This is a genomic window from Virgisporangium aurantiacum (assembly GCF_016863635.1).
Classification (GTDB): Bacteria; Actinomycetota; Actinomycetes; order Mycobacteriales; family Micromonosporaceae; genus Virgisporangium; species Virgisporangium aurantiacum.
Genome location: NZ_BOPG01000082.1, coordinates 28929 through 44873 on the forward strand (window position 1 = coordinate 28929; position 15945 = coordinate 44873).

General features: G+C 71.2%; 11 protein-coding genes. 8 read left to right on the top strand and 3 right to left on the bottom strand.

Translation table 11 applies throughout. From position 1 onward, the window contains the following. Window positions 1-132: 132 nt before the first annotated feature. A complete protein-coding gene (locus Vau01_RS50955) occupies window positions 133-1392 on the top strand; it encodes an MFS transporter (protein ID WP_204008518.1) in 1260 nt (419 codons plus the stop codon). Here Vau01_RS50955 and argS read toward each other — a convergent pair. Next, window positions 1280-2983: an arginine--tRNA ligase gene (gene argS, locus Vau01_RS50960; RefSeq protein WP_204008520.1), complete on the bottom strand. Its 1704-nt coding sequence runs from the start codon at window positions 2981-2983 to the stop codon at window positions 1280-1282. The two genes, Vau01_RS50955 and argS, sit on opposite strands and share 113 nt — an antisense overlap. 164 nt (window positions 2984-3147) lie before the next feature. Here argS and Vau01_RS50965 point away from each other — a divergent pair, with 164 nt between their 5' ends. After that, on the top strand, window positions 3148-4425 hold the full coding sequence (locus Vau01_RS50965) for a hypothetical protein (RefSeq protein ID WP_204008521.1): 1278 nt from the start codon (window positions 3148-3150) through the stop codon (window positions 4423-4425). A gap of 41 nt (window positions 4426-4466) precedes the next feature. Then, window positions 4467-7319: an AfsR/SARP family transcriptional regulator gene (locus tag Vau01_RS50970; protein WP_204008523.1), complete on the top strand. Its 2853-nt coding sequence runs from the start codon at window positions 4467-4469 to the stop codon at window positions 7317-7319. Window positions 7320-7348: 29 nt separating this feature from the next. Here the strand turns inward: Vau01_RS50970 and Vau01_RS50975 are convergent, their stop codons facing one another. Next, on the bottom strand, window positions 7349-8221 hold the full coding sequence (locus Vau01_RS50975; protein ID WP_204008525.1) for an LLM class F420-dependent oxidoreductase: 873 nt from the start codon (window positions 8219-8221) through the stop codon (window positions 7349-7351). A 129-nt stretch (window positions 8222-8350) separates the two neighbouring features. Between Vau01_RS50975 and Vau01_RS50980 the strand changes: the two genes are divergently transcribed. After that, window positions 8351-9295 carry a PDDEXK family nuclease gene (locus Vau01_RS50980; protein WP_204008527.1) on the top strand — a complete coding sequence of 315 codons (945 nt, stop codon included), beginning with the start codon at window positions 8351-8353 and terminating at the stop codon, window positions 9293-9295. Window positions 9296-9315: 20 nt separating this feature from the next. Here the strand turns inward: Vau01_RS50980 and Vau01_RS50985 are convergent, their stop codons facing one another. After that, window positions 9316-10572, bottom strand: a complete 1257-nt coding sequence (locus Vau01_RS50985; RefSeq protein ID WP_204008528.1) for a DUF2786 domain-containing protein — start codon at window positions 10570-10572, stop codon at window positions 9316-9318. A 137-nt stretch (window positions 10573-10709) separates the two neighbouring features. On the opposite strand from Vau01_RS50985, the gene htpG reads away from it, so the two are divergent. The 4 genes from htpG to Vau01_RS51005 all read left to right on the top strand — a co-directional run bounded on the left by htpG (window position 10710) and on the right by Vau01_RS51005 (window position 15935). Further along, the gene (gene htpG / locus Vau01_RS50990) at window positions 10710-12503 is read left to right on the top strand and encodes a molecular chaperone HtpG (RefSeq protein ID WP_239152627.1); all 1794 of its coding nucleotides are present in this window, start codon (window positions 10710-10712) and stop codon (window positions 12501-12503) included. Window positions 12504-12733: 230 nt separating this feature from the next. Beyond that, complete coding sequence (locus Vau01_RS50995) at window positions 12734-13216, top strand: hypothetical protein (RefSeq protein WP_204008532.1); 483 nt, start codon at window positions 12734-12736, stop codon at window positions 13214-13216. Further along, window positions 13216-14619, top strand: coding sequence for a hypothetical protein (locus Vau01_RS51000; protein WP_204008534.1), 1404 nt, complete (start codon window positions 13216-13218; stop codon window positions 14617-14619). The genes Vau01_RS50995 and Vau01_RS51000 overlap by 1 nt, the downstream gene beginning before the upstream one ends. Beyond that, a complete protein-coding gene (locus Vau01_RS51005) occupies window positions 14616-15935 on the top strand; it encodes a vWA domain-containing protein (protein WP_204008536.1) in 1320 nt (439 codons plus the stop codon). The genes Vau01_RS51000 and Vau01_RS51005 overlap by 4 nt, the downstream gene beginning before the upstream one ends. Window positions 15936-15945 lie beyond the last annotated feature (10 nt).

Here is a 15945-nt window from a genome sequence, read left to right on the forward strand (position 1 = left end):
AGATTGTCGAGTTCTTGCGAACCGGTATGGTGATCCCATGAGTTGGCGATGTTGATCTAGCCCGGTAAGTCCCCGTGGGCCACCGCGGGCGTCGGCCGTCCGACGTCCGTTGGTTTCCCGTGGGAAGGTTTCATGATCACGTCTGCCCGGCGCATCGCCGCCGTTCTGTACGCGTACTCGTTTCTCGACGATCTCGTTCTGCTGTACCCGGTGTACGCGTTGCTCTTCGCCGACACCGGGCTCTCCGTCTGGCAGATCACGTCGCTGTTCGTCATCTGGGCGGGGAGCAGCCTCGTGCTGGAGGTGCCGTCCGGCGCCTGGGCCGATGCCGTGTCCCGCCGCCTGCTGCTCATCGTCGGGCCGCTGTTCACGGCCGTCACGTTCGTGTCGTGGGCGATCTTCCCGACGTACTGGGTGTTCGCGCTCGGCTTCCTGCTCTGGGGCCTGAAGGGTGCGCTGGCCTCGGGCGCCCTGGAGGCCCTCGTCTACGAGGAACTCGAGCGCGCCGGCGCGGCCGACCGCTACGCCACGATCATGGGTCGGGCGTCGGCCGCCGGAACGATCGGCGTGGTGCTCGCGATGGCGTTCGCCGCGCCGGTGCTCGCGGTCGGCGGCTACCCGGCGGTCGGCGTGGCCAGCGCCGTCGTGGGCGGGCTCACCGCGGGCGTCGCGGCCGCGTTCCCCGAGCACAGAAAACCCATTCTGGACGACGAGGAGCACGTCGCCGTCACGCAGTCGCTCCGGGCGGGGCTCGGTGAGGTGCGCCGCGTCCCGTCGGTGCGGGCCGCGGTGCTCGTGGTCGCCGTGGTCGCCGCGATCTGGGGCTCGCTGGAGGAGTACACCCCGCTGCTCATCCTCGGCACCGGAGTGCCGGTGGCGGGCGTCCCGTTGTTCGAACTGCTGATCTGGTCGGGGGTGGCCGTCGGTGGTCTGTTCGCCGGGCGGGCCGAGCGGCTCGGTCGCACCGGGTTCGTCGCGCTGCTGGTGGGCTCGGCCGCGGCGTTGGCGGCGGGCGCGCTGGTGCGGCACCCGGCGGGCATGGTGCTGGTGGCGGTGGCGTTCGGCGGGTTCCAGCTCGCCACCGTGCTGGCCGACGTGCGTCTCCAGCACTCCATCACCGGTCCGGCCCGGGCCACCGTCACGTCGCTCGCCGGCATGACCACCGACGTCGGCACGATCGCCGTCTACGCCTGCTACGCGGCGCTGGCGAGCGCGACGGGGCACTCGGGCGCGTTCGTGCTCCTGTGCGCCCCGTACCTGCTCGTCGCCGCCTGGATCCTCAGAGCCGGTCGGGCGACGCGATCCCCGACAGGTCCAGCCCGGCACGCATCGTCTCCGCCGCCAGCCGACACAGCGCCAGCCGGTTCTCCCGTACCGGCGAAGGAGCCCTGAGCACCGGACACGTTTCGAGGAACGTCGTGAGGCTTTGCGCCAGCCGGAACAGGTATCCGCACAGCCGGTGCGGCTCCAGCGTCGCGCCCACCTCGGCCACCACGTCGCCGAACGCGTCGAGGTCGAGGATCAGCGCCCGTTCGGCGGGTTCGAGCGGTAGGCCGGTGTCGATCTCGCCGTCGGCACCGGCCCTGGCCAGGATCGACCGCGCCCGCGCGTGGGCGAACTGCAGGTAGACGCTGGTGTTGCCGGTCAGCGAGAGCATCCGGGCCGGGTCGTAGACGTAGTCGCGGGCGCGGTTGGTGGCGAGGTCGGCGTACTTGAGCGCGCCGACGCCCACCTCCCGGGCCCGCTCGTCGACGGTCGCGGCGTCCAGCGCCGGGTTCTTGGCCGCCACGACCTCCCGGGCGCCGGCGACGGCGTCGTCGACGAGGTCGGTCAGCCGAGCGGTTCCGCCGTACCTGGTCCGGAACGGTTTGCCGTCGGAGCCGAGCATCAGGCCGAACGGCACGTGGGTCACGGTGACGCCGGCGGGGATCCAGCCGGCCCGCCGGGCGGTGTCGAACACCATCCGGAAATGCAGGGCCTGCCGCGCGTCGACCACGTACAGCACCCGGTCGGCGCGCAGCGCGGTGACCCGGTGCCGCACCGCGGCCAGGTCGGTGGCCGCGTACCCGAACCCCCCGTCGCTCTTGCGCACGAGCAGCGGGACGGGCTCGCCGTCCGGGCCGCGCACGTCGTCGAAGAAGACGCACACCGCGCCGTCGCTGTGCACCGCGACGCCCGCGGCCAGCAGGTCGTCGACCACCGCCGGCAACCGCGGGTTGTAGAAGCTCTCGCCCACCACGTCGGCCGGTTCCAGGAGCACGCCGAGCCGGTCGTACACGTCGGTGAAGTACCGCGTCGACTCGTCGACGATGTCGTGCCACGCGGCCACCGTCTCCGCGTCCCCCGCCTGAAGCGCGACCACCCGTCGCCGCGACCGGGCGGCGAAGCCCGGATCGGCCTCGAACGCCGCCCGCGCGTCGCGGTACAGCCCGGCCAACCGCGAGATCCCGCCCGACGAGGCCGGCGCGGCCGGCGACGTGGACATGTACTCGATCAGCATCCCGAACTGGGTGCCCCAGTCACCGATGTGGTTCTGCCGCAGCACCGTGCCGCCGAGCCGGGTCAGGACCCGCGCCAGCGCGTCGCCGATGATCGTCGACCGGAGGTGACCGACGTGCATCTCCTTGGCGATGTTCGGCTGCGAGTAGTCGATCACCGTGACCCGGCCCGTCTCCGGTAGCGGCACGCCCAGCCGGGGGTCGGCGAGCCGCCCGGCGGCCTGGGTGAGCAGCGCGTTGTCGGTGAGCGTCAGGTTGATGAAGCCGGGCCCGGCGACGGTCGGCGCCACGTCGGCGGGCAGCGCCGCGGCGACGGTGGTGGCGAGCTCACGCGGACTCCGGCCGAGCGACCGGCCCAGCGCGAGCATCCCGTTGGCCTGGAAGTCGGCGTGCTCCGACCGCCGTACCTGCGGGTCGAAGTCATGGTCGGGAAGGGCGTCGGTGACCCGGGCGGCGAGCAGCGACGACAGCGATGGCAGCGGCATGGAGAGACTCCGAGAAAAGAGAAAGGTTCCGAGGACGCGAAATAGGGGCCACACCCTGCCCTCAACTACTGGGAGCGGGTGCGAGCCCGATCAACGTCGTCGGAGCCGCAGTGCCATCAAGAGACCACTATACGGGCGGCGGTCCTTGCCGCGACAATTTCGACGTGCGCACTGACGACGTACACGCGCGAGTACTCGAGCCGGTGGCGAAGCTGTGTGCGGAGGCCGGGGTGCCGGTGCGCGTCGGCGTGTTCCGGCCGACGGCGCCCGACGCGACGGGAGCGCCGCAGGCACCGGTCGCCGCGCTGCGGTGCACGGCCGACGACGACTCATGGGACGCCGTGGTCACCGCCGTGCGCGGCCAGCGCCGCAGCACCGGGGCGGGCGGGGCCGGCACCGGGTTTGCCCGCGACCCACGCACCGGGTACGACCTGAACTCGCCCGGCGAGCTGGTGTACGAGGTGCAGATCCGGGAGAACGACGACGGGCTCGGCGGGCACGGCCCGCGTCCCATCGTGGTCTTCCGGCTGTTCGAGCAGCCCCGCGCGGCGGCCGACGAACTGATCCTCTGGCACCGGCGGGCCGGCCTGTTCACGGTCGTGCCGCCGGTGGAGGACCCGAAGGCCCGCCTGCGCCGCGAGCGTCGCCGGTTCGAACACCGCACGACGGCCGCCGACGCGGCCGAGGTGCGGATCACCGACCTGCCGCCGAACCTGGTGGAGGCCGCGGCGGCCATCGATCCGGCGGCGCTGTGCTTCCACTTCCCGCGCGACCGTAGCGGCCGGTATTTCCGCAGCGTGGTGGTGGCGCTGGCGCGCGACCCGGCCATCCGGCCGCACGTCCGCACCCGGTGGCTCACCGCCCGCGCCGGCAAGGACGGGCTGGTGGTCGGCGCCGCCGACCTGATCTCGGCCAACCAGCCGCACCGCTGGGACCTGACGCCGTGGCTGTGGCACCGCGACCACGCCGGTGCCGCCAGAACCGAGCGCTGGCAGGTCGCCCGGCCCGACGACGCGGCTCCCGTCATGGCGGCCGTCGGCCGCTCGGCCTGGCCCGACGCGTTCGCCGCCGCGGGCGTGGCGGTCGAGCCCGACCTGGTGCGGATCCTCAACGGCGTGCCGCACCGCAGCTACCGGGCCGAGGTCACCGGCACCTGGGTCGCCAACCTGTACACCGGGTTGACCGACCTGGCGCCGTGGCGGCTGGCCGAGGCGTACCGGACCTGGCACGACGAGCGCACCCGGCACGGCCTCACCACGCGCGACCCGGTGGTGCTGTTCGGGCTCGGCGGCCTGGGCACCGCCCGCAAGCCGAAGGTGGCGCTCGACCACGGTCCGCTCCTGCGGCTGACGTACACCGGCGGAAACGCCGTACTCCCGCACGCGCTGTGGACGGTTCCCGCCGATCTCGCCGCCCATCTGTACGGATTCGCCCCGTACTGAGGTCACTCGACAACGGGCGGCACCGTTTGGTCAGATAAGCGGTGCTCACGTTCACGGTGCTCGGCCCGCTGCGGGTTTTCCGCGACGGTGAGCCCGTGTCGCTCGGCGCCAAGAAGCAACGCACCGTCCTCGCCCTCCTGATCGCCCGCGCCAACCTGGCCGTCGGGCTCGACGACCTGATCGACGAGGTGTGGCCGGCCGACCCGCCCGAGTCCGCGGTGGCCAACGTGCGCACCTACGCCGCCAACCTGCGCCGGGAGTTCGCGGCGGCCGGCGCGCCCGACGTGCTGCGCCGCAGCGGCGACGGTTACCAGCTCACGGTCGGCCCGGCCGGCTGCGACGCGCTGGTCTTCGACGACCTGCGGCAACGGGCCGGCGACGCGCGCGCCGGCGGCGACCTGGCCGGCTGCGCGCGGCTGCTGGAGGAGGCCGGCCGCCTCTGGCGGGGCTCGGCGCTGGCCGGGATCGCGGTCGGTGCCCGGCTGCGCACGTACGCGTCGGCGCTCGACGAGGCGCATCTCGCCGCGATCGAGGAGCTGGCCGACGTGCGGGTCGATCTGGGTGCCGCGGCCGCGGTGTTGCCCGCGCTGCGCGAGCTCGTCACCGCGCATCCGCTGCGCGAGCGGGCGCAGGCGCTGCTGATGCGGGCGCTGCACCAGCAGGGCGACGTCGCGGCGGCGCTGCGGGTCTACACCGACGCGCGGGCGGCGCTGGTCGAGCAGTTGGGCGTCGAGCCCGGGCCGGCGCTGCGGTCGGCGCAGCGCGAGATCCTCACGGCCACGTCCTCGGCCGAGTCCGCTGCCGAACCGGTGCCGGCCGCCGGTGCGGCCCCGCCCCCGGCTCCGGTGACGCCCGCGCAACTGCCCGGTGACCTGCCCGCGTTCACCGGCCGGGCCGGTCAGCTGCGGCAACTCGACGAGGCGCTGGCCACCTCCCGGAACGCGGGCGCGAGCGCGGTGCTCATCACCACGATCGCCGGCACGGCCGGCGTCGGGAAGACGGCGTTGGCGGTGCACTGGGCGCACCGCGTCCGCGACACGTTTCCCCACGGCCAGCTGTACGTGAACCTGCGCGGGTTCGACCCGAGCGGTCCGCCGCTGGGCGCGGCCGAGGCGCTGCACGGGTTCCTCGACGCGCTGGGCGTCGCGCCCGAGCGGGTCCCGCGCGACCTCGCCGAGCGGGCCGCCCTGTACCGCAGCCTGCTGGCCGACCGGCGCCTGCTGGTGCTGCTCGACAACGCCCGCGACGCGGAGCAGGTGCGTCCGCTGTTGCCGGGTACCCCGTCGTGCCTGGCCGTGATCACCGGCCGGGGCGACCTGACCGGCCTGGTCGTTACCGAGGGCGCCGTGCCCGTGATGCTCGACGTGCTACCGCCGCACGAGGCGAACGCGTTGCTGGTGCGGCGGATCGGTGCCCGGCGGCTGGCGGCCGAACCGGAGGCCGCCGAGGAGATCGTCACCCGGTGCGCCCGGCTGCCGCTGGCGCTCGCGGTGGTGGCGGCCCGCGCCGCGCTGCGGGCCGACCTGTCGCTCTCCGACATCGCGGCGGAGCTGCGCGCGGCCAGCCTCGCCCCGTTCAAGCAGGCCGACCCGGCCACCGACCTCCGCTCGGTGTTCTCCTGCTCGTACCGCGCGCTCGACCCGGCGCCGGCCCGGGTGTTCCGGCTGCTCGGCGTCACCCCGGGTCCCGACATCGGGCTGCCGGCGGTGGCCAGCCTCGCCGGCTACCCGGTCGAGCAGGCGAAGGAGGCGCTGGCCGAGCTGGTGGCGGCGAACCTCGTCGTGGCGCTGCCGGGCGGCCGGTACGGGCTGCACGACCTGCTCCGCGCGTACGCCCGGGAGCTCGTTGGCGCCGGTGAGGCGGAGCCGGCCCTGCGGCGCCTGGTCGACCACTACACGCACATGGCCGACGCCGGATCGCGGCTGCTGCACAGCCGGCGCGGCCACGACCCGTTGCCCGATCTGCTGCCCGGTGCGGTGCCACCGGCCCTCGCCGACGCCGCAGACGCGCTGCGGTGGTTCGCTGCCGAGCGTCCACTGCTTGTCGACGCCGTGCGCACCGCGGCGCGCAACGGGCCGCCGCCCGCCGCGTGGAATCTGGCGCTGGCCATGTATGTGTTCTTCTACCGGCAGGGCTACCTGCCGGAGGCGGTCGACGCGTTGCGGGCCGCGCTGGGAGCCGCGCGCGCCGCCGGAGACCGGAGCGCGGAGGCCCGGCTGCGGCGGTCGCTCGCCGGGATGTACGTGAAGCTGGGACGCATCGCCGAGGCCAGCGACGAGCTCCGCACCACGGCCGACCTGTTCGAGGAGGTCGGCGACCGGTTGGAGCGGGCGCACACGCAGGGCACGCTGGCGCAGCTGAACCACTCGGTCGGCGAGCTCGACCGGGCGCTGTCGTACGCCGAGGTGGCCCGGGAGCTGTACCGCGAGGTCGGGCACCGCAACGGCGAGGCCCGCACCCTGAACGCGATCGGCTGGATCCACGCCCAGCGCGGCGAGTTCGAGTCGGCGTTGACGTTCTGCACCGGCGCGCTCGACCTGCACCGCGCCGGCGACAACCACGTCGACGCGGCGCACGCGTGGGACAGCCTCGGATTCGTGCAGCACCAACTCGGGCGGCACGCGGAGGCGGTGGCGAGCTTCGAGCAGGCGTTGGCCAGTTTCCGCGGGGCGGGCGACCGCTACGAGGAGGCGTCGACCCTGGAGAACCTGGGCGCCGTGTACGCCGACACCGGCGACGTCGCCGCCGCCGAAACTGTGTGGCGGCGCGCCGCCACGATTCTCGACGACCTCGGCCACCCGGCGGCGGTCAAGGTCAGGGACAGGTTGGCCAACCTCCCGCAGGAGCCGACCACCCCCGTTACTAGCTCCGGGTCGGCTCTGAAACCAACCTAACGGACGGTGTCACGCCCACCCGATAGGTTTCATACAGGTCCGATCCCGGTGAGGCGCGGCATCACCTGTTCGGCGATGCCGGTGGCGAACTCGACCGGGTGCCGGTCGGGCATCGTCTGCAGTTCTTTCACGCCCAGTCGCGCGTACGCCTCGGCTGCGGCGAGCCACGCGTCGGTATCGAGCAGGGCCGGTTGGGTCACCAGCACGGTCTTCTCGATGCTGTCGTAGTCGCGGCCCTCGGCCTCGCAGTGGCTGCGGAGAACGTCGAACTTGTGCGCCACGTCGGCGGTGTCGAGCCCACCGAACACGTTGCACGCGTCGGCATACTTGGCCACCAGCCGCAGCGTCTTCTTCTCGCCGCCCCCACCGATCAGGATCTTCGGCTTCCTGATGTTCTGCGGCGAGTTGCGGGTCTCCGCGAGGTCGTAGTGCCGCCCCTTGTAGGGCCCGTTGTCGTCGCTCCACATCTGCAGGCAGATCTGGAGCGTCTCCTCCAGCCGCTCGAACCGCTCCGCCACCGGTACCACCGGCACGCCGAGCCCGCGCTGCTCCCGCTCGTACCAGGAGGCGCCGATGCCCAGCCGCGCCCGTCCCTGCGACAGGATGTCGAGCGTGGTGACAATCTTGGCCAGCAGGCCCGGGTGCCGGTACATCACGCCGGTCACCATGAGGCCGAGCGTCATCCGCTCGGTCTTGGCGGCCACGTAGCCGAGGGTCGTGTACCCCTCGAGCATCGGCTCGTCGACGTCGGCCATGCCTTCCATCTGGAAGAAGTGGTCCATCACCGTGAACGAGGACGCGCCCGCCTCCTCGACGATCCGCGCCGTCTCAGCCAGCGTCGGCGCGATCGCGGCCGGGTCGGCGGGGGTCGTGTAGTTCCAGTAGTGCACTCCCAGCTTCATGCGTCTGATTCTGCGCCGGTGCCCGGGCGGGCCGGGCCACTTGGTACGCACTTCAACTCCCTGTGGATAACCACCGGGTTGTCCACAGGGCCTTTCGGGGCTGTGGGCAGTGGCCGATCCTCGACTCCCGTGTGGGATCAACAGGCTGGCATCCTCACCCGCCGGCAGGCTCTCGCCGCTGGCCTCACCGACGAGGCGATCGATGCCCAGGTCGGTGCCGCCCGCTGGCAACGCGTCTATCCGGGTGTCCTGGCCACCTTCAGCGGGCCGGTGGGCCGGGAGGCGCAGTTGTGGGCCGCCGTCCTGTTCGCGGGGACAGGTGCCGTGCTGAGTCACGAAACAGCCGCCGAACTGCATAAATTGGTCAGCGAGCCGGCCGAGGTGGTCCACATCTCGATTCCGGTCGGGCGAAGCGTCCGCGCCCGCCCGGGGATCGTGCTCCACCGGTCCAGGAACGTGGAGCGATTGCGGCACCCGGTTCTCGAACCGCCACGTACAAAACTGGAGGAAACCGTCCTCGACCTCACCCAGACGAGCCCCGACCTCGATTCGGCGATTGGCTGGCTCGTGAAGGCGGTCGCGTCTCGACGGACAACGGCGACGCGCCTGTTGGAGGCGCTGACGGCCCGGCACCGCGTGCGATGGCGGCGAGAGCTGACCAACGCACTCTCCGATGTGGCAGATGGTTGCCATTCGATGCTCGAACTGCGGTACGCCCGTGCGGTGGAACGCGCCCATCGATTGCCCCACGGCTGTCGGCAACGAAGGCGCGGGTCCTGGTACGACGACGTCGCCTACATCGACTTCGGAGTGCTGGTGGAACTCGACGGAAGAGCCGCGCACGCGGGTGAGCGGGTGTTTCGTGACCATCGGCGGGACAACGCGGCGGTGTTGAGCGGTGCGAAGGTCCTCCGTTACGGCCTCGCCGACGTAACCCGGCGCCCGTGCGTCGTCGCCGGTGAGGTGGCAACGGTGCTGCGATCCGCCGGCTGGGTGGGTCATCCTCGCAGTTGCGGGCCGGGATGCCCGCTACCGCAACAACGCGGTGATTCACCCGTGCCCCGACACGGGTGAACAACCGCATTGTTGCGGTCCTACGCCAGTTCGCGGCGGGGGTTCAGGTGGGCGCGGTCGGCGGCTGCGCGGCCGGAGCGGTAGCCTTCGGCGTTGCTGACGGTCACCTCGCGGTACACCAGATGAGGGAACGCGGCCCGGAAGCTCTCCTGCACCGCCTCGTCGCGCGCCGCCAGCACCGGCAGCAGCGATCCGCCCAGCTCAGCTGCCGCCTCGCGGCCGGCCCGGTCGGAGGCGCCGGCCAGGCGTTCGCCGATGCGGGTGGCGTAGGCGGTCAGGAATGCCAGCCGGAACGAGCGGGTGCTGGAGCGGCCGTGCCGGTCGCGGCGGGAGCCTTCCGCCGCCAGCGCAGTGGTGGCCTGCACGAGCAGCGACGTGAAGAGCAACTCCACCAGTTCCAGGTCGGTGGGGAAGCCGAACACGGTGCACGCGCCGAGGGCCTTCGACCACACCGACCGGCACCGGTTGGCCCGCGCCACCCGGTCGAGCAGCATCGACTTGGCCATCTCGTACGGCGCCTCGACGCCGATGCGCACACCGGCCGGTTCGGAGGACGTCGACGAGCGGGCGGCGGCGGCGACCAGGGCGGCGTCGATGCTGTGCCGGGCCATCAGCTCCTGCGCCTTGGCCGTGTAGGTCTCGGCCTCCTCCGGGAACGTCGTCGACTCCGCCTTGGCGAGCAGGGCACGGATGCGTTCGAGCGCCCGCGTGCTCACGTGGGGGTCCGCGGGCCGGCCACCGCGCACCCGGGGATCGGCGGCGGCCTGCGCGCTGCCGGGCGGTGGGATCAGCACGGGCAGCGGCGAGAGGCGGCGCAGCATGCCGACGACGTGCAGAGCGGTCCCGATGGCCGCGGCCCGGTCGACACCGCGCCGGTCGGCCCAGCGGTCGACCCAGTCCTGATCCGGGTCCCACCACAGGTCGGGCACCTGAGCCGCCCAGCGCGGGTCGACGACCGCGGCCGGGTAGTCGCGCATCCGGAACGCGACCACGTCGTCGACGATGCTCGCCGCCGCCGGCCCGTGCTCGCGACGCGTGAACCGGGCAAGATCGGCGGGCTGCCAGCCCTGCTGCCACAGCGCGTGGACCACGTCGGACAGGGTCGCGAGCACCGCCCGGTCGACCACCGCGCCGCCGCCCGGCAGGCCGAGACCGTTGGCAAGATCCTTGGCGTACGTCGCGGCCAACGCCCGGTCGCCGAGCACCGCCGGCGAGGACGCGACGGACACGACACCGAGGGCATGCTCGTACGGCGTGGCCTTACGGCGGTCACCCATGACCGGCCAGGTTACCGGTAGCGTCGCTCCCGGGCCGGTGCGGCCGTACGTGATCGGACACGTTTCGTATTGTGGTTCGCGTGAGTAACCAGGAGACGCTCGAATTTCAGGCTGAGGCGCGCCAGCTGCTGCAGTTGATGGTCCACTCGATCTATTCGAACAAGGACATCTTTCTGCGTGAGCTGATCTCCAACGCCTCCGACGCGCTCGACAAGCTACGGCTGGAGTCGATGCGCGACAAGGATCTCGACGTGGACACGTCGGATCTGCACATCACGATCGACGTCGACACCGAGGCACGCACGCTGACGGTGCGCGACAACGGCATCGGCATGACGCGTGACGACGTGGTCGAGCTGATCGGCACGATCGCGAAGTCGGGCACCGCCGAACTGCTGCGCAAGCTGAAGGAGTCGAAGGAGACCACGCAGGACTTCATCGGGCAGTTCGGCGTCGGCTTCTACTCGACCTTCATGGTGGCCACGAAGGTGGAACTGGTCACGCGGCGGGCCGGCGAGGCCGAGGGCACCCGGTGGGCGTCCGAAGGCGAGGGCACGTACGTCATCGAGACGATCGAGGACGCGCCGCAGGGCACCGCGGTGACCGTCCACCTGAAGCCGGAGGACAAGGACGACCACCTCTTCGACTACACCGCGGATTGGAAGATCCGCGAGATCGTCAAGAAGTACTCCGACTTCATCGCGCACCCCATCCGCCTGTCCGGTGCCGACGAGCCGTTGAACTCGATGAAGGCGTTGTGGGCGCGGCCCCGCAGCGAGGTCGAGCCGGCCGAGTACAACGAGTTCTACAAGCACATCAGCCACGACTGGACCGATCCGCTCGAAACCATCCACATGAAGGGTGAGGGTGTCTTCGAGTACGAGGCGCTGCTGTTCATTCCGGCGCGGGCGCCGTTCGACCTGCACATGCGCGACGGCAAGCGCGGCGTGCAGCTGTACGTGAAGCGCGTCTTCATCATGGACGACTGCGAAGCGCTAATGCCGAGCTACCTGCGCTTCATCAAGGGTGTCGTCGACGCGCACGACCTGTCGCTGAACATCTCCCGCGAGATCCTGCAGCACGACCGCCAGATCCAGGTGGTGCGCCGGCGCCTGGTGAAGAAGGTGCTGTCGACCATCAAGGACCTGCAGGCGAACGACGCCGAGAAGTACAAGACGGTCTGGACGGAGTTCGGCCGGGCCATCAAGGAGGGCTTCCTCGAAGACTCCGAGAACCAGGACGCTCTGTTGGGCGTCCTCTCGGTGGCCTCGACGAACGACCCCGCCGAGCTCACGACGCTCGCCCAGTACGTCGAGCGGATGAAGGACGGCCAGAAGGACATCTACTACGTCACCGGCGAGTCCCGCTCGATGATCGAGAACTCGCCGCACCTGGAAGCGTTCAGGGCCAAGGGCTACGAGGTGCTGATCCTCACCGACCCGGTCGACGAGGTGTGGGTCGAGCGGGTCACCGAGTTCGACGGCAAGCCGTTGCAGTCCATCGCGAAGGGCCAGGTCGACCTCGGCTCGCCCGAGGAGGCCGAGTCGGCGAAGGAGGAGTTCGCCGACTTCCTGCCCTGGATCACCGCTGCGCTGGCCGACGAGGTCAAGGAGGTGCGGCTGTCGTCGCGGCTGACCACGTCGCCGGCGTGCGTCGTGGGCGACGAGCACGACATGACCCCGACGCTGGAGAAGATGTACCGGGCGATGGGCCAGGAGGTGCCGCACACCAAGCGGATCCTGGAGCTCAACCCGGGTCACCCGCTGGTCAAGGGACTGCGGGAGGCGCACGCCGCCAACGCGGAGAACCCGGCGCTCACGGAGACCGCGGAGTTGCTGCACGGCATGGCGCTGCTGGCCGAGGGCGGTGACCTGAAGGACCCGGCGAAGTTCACCCGCCTGCTCGCCGACCGCCTCACCGCAGCACTGTAAATTTTTGATCGGCCCCGGGGCCGGCGTCGCCTGGACTGAGGAGCGTAGGGAGCGCAGCGACCGGAGCGACGAGGGAAGGCGGCGCCTCAGAGGCCCCGGGGCCCGCGCGAGCGGAGCGAGCGCCAAAGGAAGAGCCGGCCGTGTGGTGCGGCCGGCCGATCATGTGGTGCCGGGTTCAGAAGTGTCGCACCCATGCGATAGAAATCTTGCGACTCGCCTTTGGAGGTCGCATGGATCCATGGGAACAACTCAGCTCGGTGCCTGTCGTTCCGCCTGTCCAGCCACGGAAGTTGGCGAAGGCTCCGTTCGTCGAGCTTGCCGACGGTCGCCTGCAGGGCGTGGTGTCGAGCGGGTCAGACATCGAGCGCGTCTACGTCTCGTCGTTCGCGGCGAAGACGCACGTCTACAGCTGCAGCACCAACAACAACCGGCCGTGCGGCGGCCTGCGCGGCTCGCCGTGCAAGCACCTGCAGACGTTGCTCGATGAGGCAGTGTTGCAGTACGGGTCCGAGCGCGTCATCCGCTACCTGAACATCGACGCCGAGCCGGGCGCCAGTACCTGGGAGCTCATCCGCGCCATGAAGGGGCACCAGGAGTCGGCTCTGGCTGCCACGGTGTTCAGCCGCTTCCTGCACCACCTCGCGTACCTGGAGGTGCCGGGCAGCGTCGATCCGTTGCCGGAGTTGCAGTGGTTCCCGGCGGGGGTGCAGTAATGCGTGGAACGGAACTGGCCGCGATCTGCGGGTTCGACGACGCGGGCGTCACGGCCGCGTTGGATCTGGTCACCGGGTTCGACGAGGCGTTGGTTTCCGGCCTCGCCCGGCTCGGTGAGGACCGGGTGGCCGGGCTCACCGCGCTGGCGGGTGCGGTCGCGGTCACGCCGCTCGGTGAACGGGTGGCCGAGGCCGTCGACAAGGTGACCGCCGGGTCGATCGCCGACGAGCACCTGGTCGCGTTGGCGGCGGCCCGTACGGCGTTGCTCGGTTCGGTGCACGACGCGCTGGTCGCCGGCGTCGACACGGCCCTGGGTCGCGAGCGCGCACCGTATGAGGCCGCTCCCGCCGACAAAGCCGAGGAAGACCTGAACCTGTTGGCCGGCAGCCGGTCGTGGCTGCGGGAGCTGGCGATCGCGGGGTGGCGCGGCGTCGACCACGACCTGGTGTCGGCGGTCGGGCAGACCGTGCAGGCGTTGCTGGCGCTGCCCGCGAAGGAGAAGCCGTCGCGGCGGCGGCTCGGCGTCCTGCTCGACGGTCTCGCGGCCGAACTGCGCGCGGCGAGCCCGATCGCCACGATGGAGAAGCTGCCGAAGCGGCGCTGGGCCGACCTGTGGTGCCGGGCGTTGCTGCTGTCGCAGCCCGGCCAGGAGCGTCCCGAGCCCACGCCGGTTTCCGGCCGGTTGCTGGTGCTCGGTGCCGACATCCACGAGCACGCCACCGCGGTCCAGGTCCAGGTGCACGGGGTGCTGGAGGGCGGCGACGGGCCGCGGTTGGTGCGCGCGAGCGTCTCGGCGGCGAAGGTCGACACCATCGTCGGTCGGGCGGTGTGGAAGCTGCTCACCCAGCACACGATGCTCACCCAGGCGCTCGCCAAGCGCGTCTCGTTGACGCTCACCGACATGCCGCTGCTGCCCAGCGGTGACCTCATCTGGCACGACGACAAGGCCCGTCCGGCCGAGCCGGCCGATCCGTTCACCACGGCCAAGACGATGCTGTCCACCGCGGTCGCTTCGGCGACGCCGCCGCTGCAACGGCATCCGGCCGGCATCGCCGAGCCCGTTCTGATCGAGTTCTACACCGTCGAGGGCGACCTGCTGCACCGCGACGGCGGCCCACCCGAGGGGGTTGCGCTGGCGCTCGGCCGGCTGCCCGCGTCCGGGCCGGTCACCGCCGACCTCGCGCGCAAGTCGTCGGCCTGCATCGGGTTGCTGCGTTGGGACGGCGGCCGGTGGTCCGTGCAGCCGCTGGCGGTGCGCGTCGAAACGAAGAAGGGCGAGGTCGAGTACCACAACGGCGACTGGGCGCTCGGTCACCCCGACCCGAAGGTGGTCAAGGCCGACGCCAAAGACGACGCCGTGGGCACGCTGCGCGAACGCGCCGGACGGTTGCTGCGCAAATGAGCGAACACTCCAACAGGCGACAGGTGCTGTACTGGCGGCTGATCGCCCGGCTGTTCGACCCCGAGGAGCAGCCCGGGCTGGAGGCGGCGAGCGTCGCGATCGTCGACGACATCGAGCTTCCACAGGCGCTGCTCGACCCCACGGTGTCGGTCGACACGATCGTGCAGCGGTTCCCCGACCTGGCCGACGACTTCCGCGGCCTGCTGGCGGAGCACAAAGACGAGTCCACAGAGGACGATGACGTACCCGGCAACGACGAGGTGCGCCGGGCGGCGCTCGTCTCGAAGCTGCTGCTGAACGTCTTCAACACCGGGCAGGGCAACGTCAGCGCCGGGCAGTTGACCCGCTGGCAGCAGGACGCCGGCTGGTTCGAGCAGGCGCTCGGGTTCGAGCCGGGGCACCTGCGCACCGGTCCGGGCAAGAACGAGGGCCTCGGCCAGGTGCTCGGCGGCATCGAGGGCGACCTCATCAAACGCATGCGGCTGCGCGAGGTGCTGGGCGACAACAAGCTCGCCGCCCAGTTGACGCCGAGCATGTCGCTCATCGAGCAGCTGCTGCGCGACAAGCACAACCTGTCCGGGCTGGCGCTGAAGAACGCCAAGGCGCTCATCCGCCGGTTCGTCGACGAGGTGGCGCAGGTGCTGCGCACCCAGGTGCAGCAGAGCAGCGTCGGCACCATCGACCGGTCGATCCCGCCGAAGCGGGTGTTCCGCAACCTCGACATCGAGCGCACGATCTGGAAGAACCTCACCAACTGGAACGCCGCCGACGAGCGTCTCTACGTCGACAAGCTGTTCTACAAGCAGACGGCGAAGCGCACCACGCCGGCGCGGATGATCGTGGTGGTCGACCAGAGCGGCTCGATGGTCGACGCGATGGTGAACTGCACGATCCTGGCGTCCATCTTCACCGGGCTGCCGAAGGTCGACGTGCACCTGATCGCCTACGACACCCGGGCGCTCGACCTCACCCCGTGGGTGCACGACCCGTTCGAGGTGCTGCTACGCACGCAACTCGGCGGCGGCACCGACGGGAACGTCGCGATGGCGCTCGCCCAGCCGAAGGTCGCCGACCCGCGCAACACCGTGCTGGTCTGGATCTCCGACTTCTACGAATGGCGTCCCGAGCCGCTGTTCGCCAGCATGGAGGCGCTGCACCGCTCGGGTGTGAAGGTGATACCGGTCGGGTCGGTGAGCAGCGGCGGCCAGGCGAGCGTCTACCCGTGGTTCCGCCAGAAGTTCAAAGACATGGGGACTCCCGTGCTCTCCGGTCACATCAAGAAGCTCGTCCACGAACTCAAGAACTTCCTCGCTTAGGAGAACGGCG

Coding starts and splice junctions, on each gene's coding strand:
- Vau01_RS50955 (WP_204008518.1), top strand. CDS start 133: ATGATCACGTCTGCCCGGCGCATCGCCGCCGTTCTGTACGCGTACTCG.
- argS (WP_204008520.1), bottom strand. CDS start 2,983: ATGCCGCTGCCATCGCTGTCGTCGCTGCTCGCCGCCCGGGTCACCGAC.
- Vau01_RS50975 (WP_204008525.1), bottom strand. CDS start 8,221: ATGAAGCTGGGAGTGCACTACTGGAACTACACGACCCCCGCCGACCCG.
- Vau01_RS50985 (WP_204008528.1), bottom strand. CDS start 10,572: ATGGGTGACCGCCGTAAGGCCACGCCGTACGAGCATGCCCTCGGTGTC.
- htpG (WP_239152627.1), top strand. CDS start 10,710: ATGGTCCACTCGATCTATTCGAACAAGGACATCTTTCTGCGTGAGCTG.
- Vau01_RS50995 (WP_204008532.1), top strand. CDS start 12,734: ATGGATCCATGGGAACAACTCAGCTCGGTGCCTGTCGTTCCGCCTGTC.
- Vau01_RS51000 (WP_204008534.1), top strand. CDS start 13,216: ATGCGTGGAACGGAACTGGCCGCGATCTGCGGGTTCGACGACGCGGGC.
- Vau01_RS51005 (WP_204008536.1), top strand. CDS start 14,616: ATGAGCGAACACTCCAACAGGCGACAGGTGCTGTACTGGCGGCTGATC.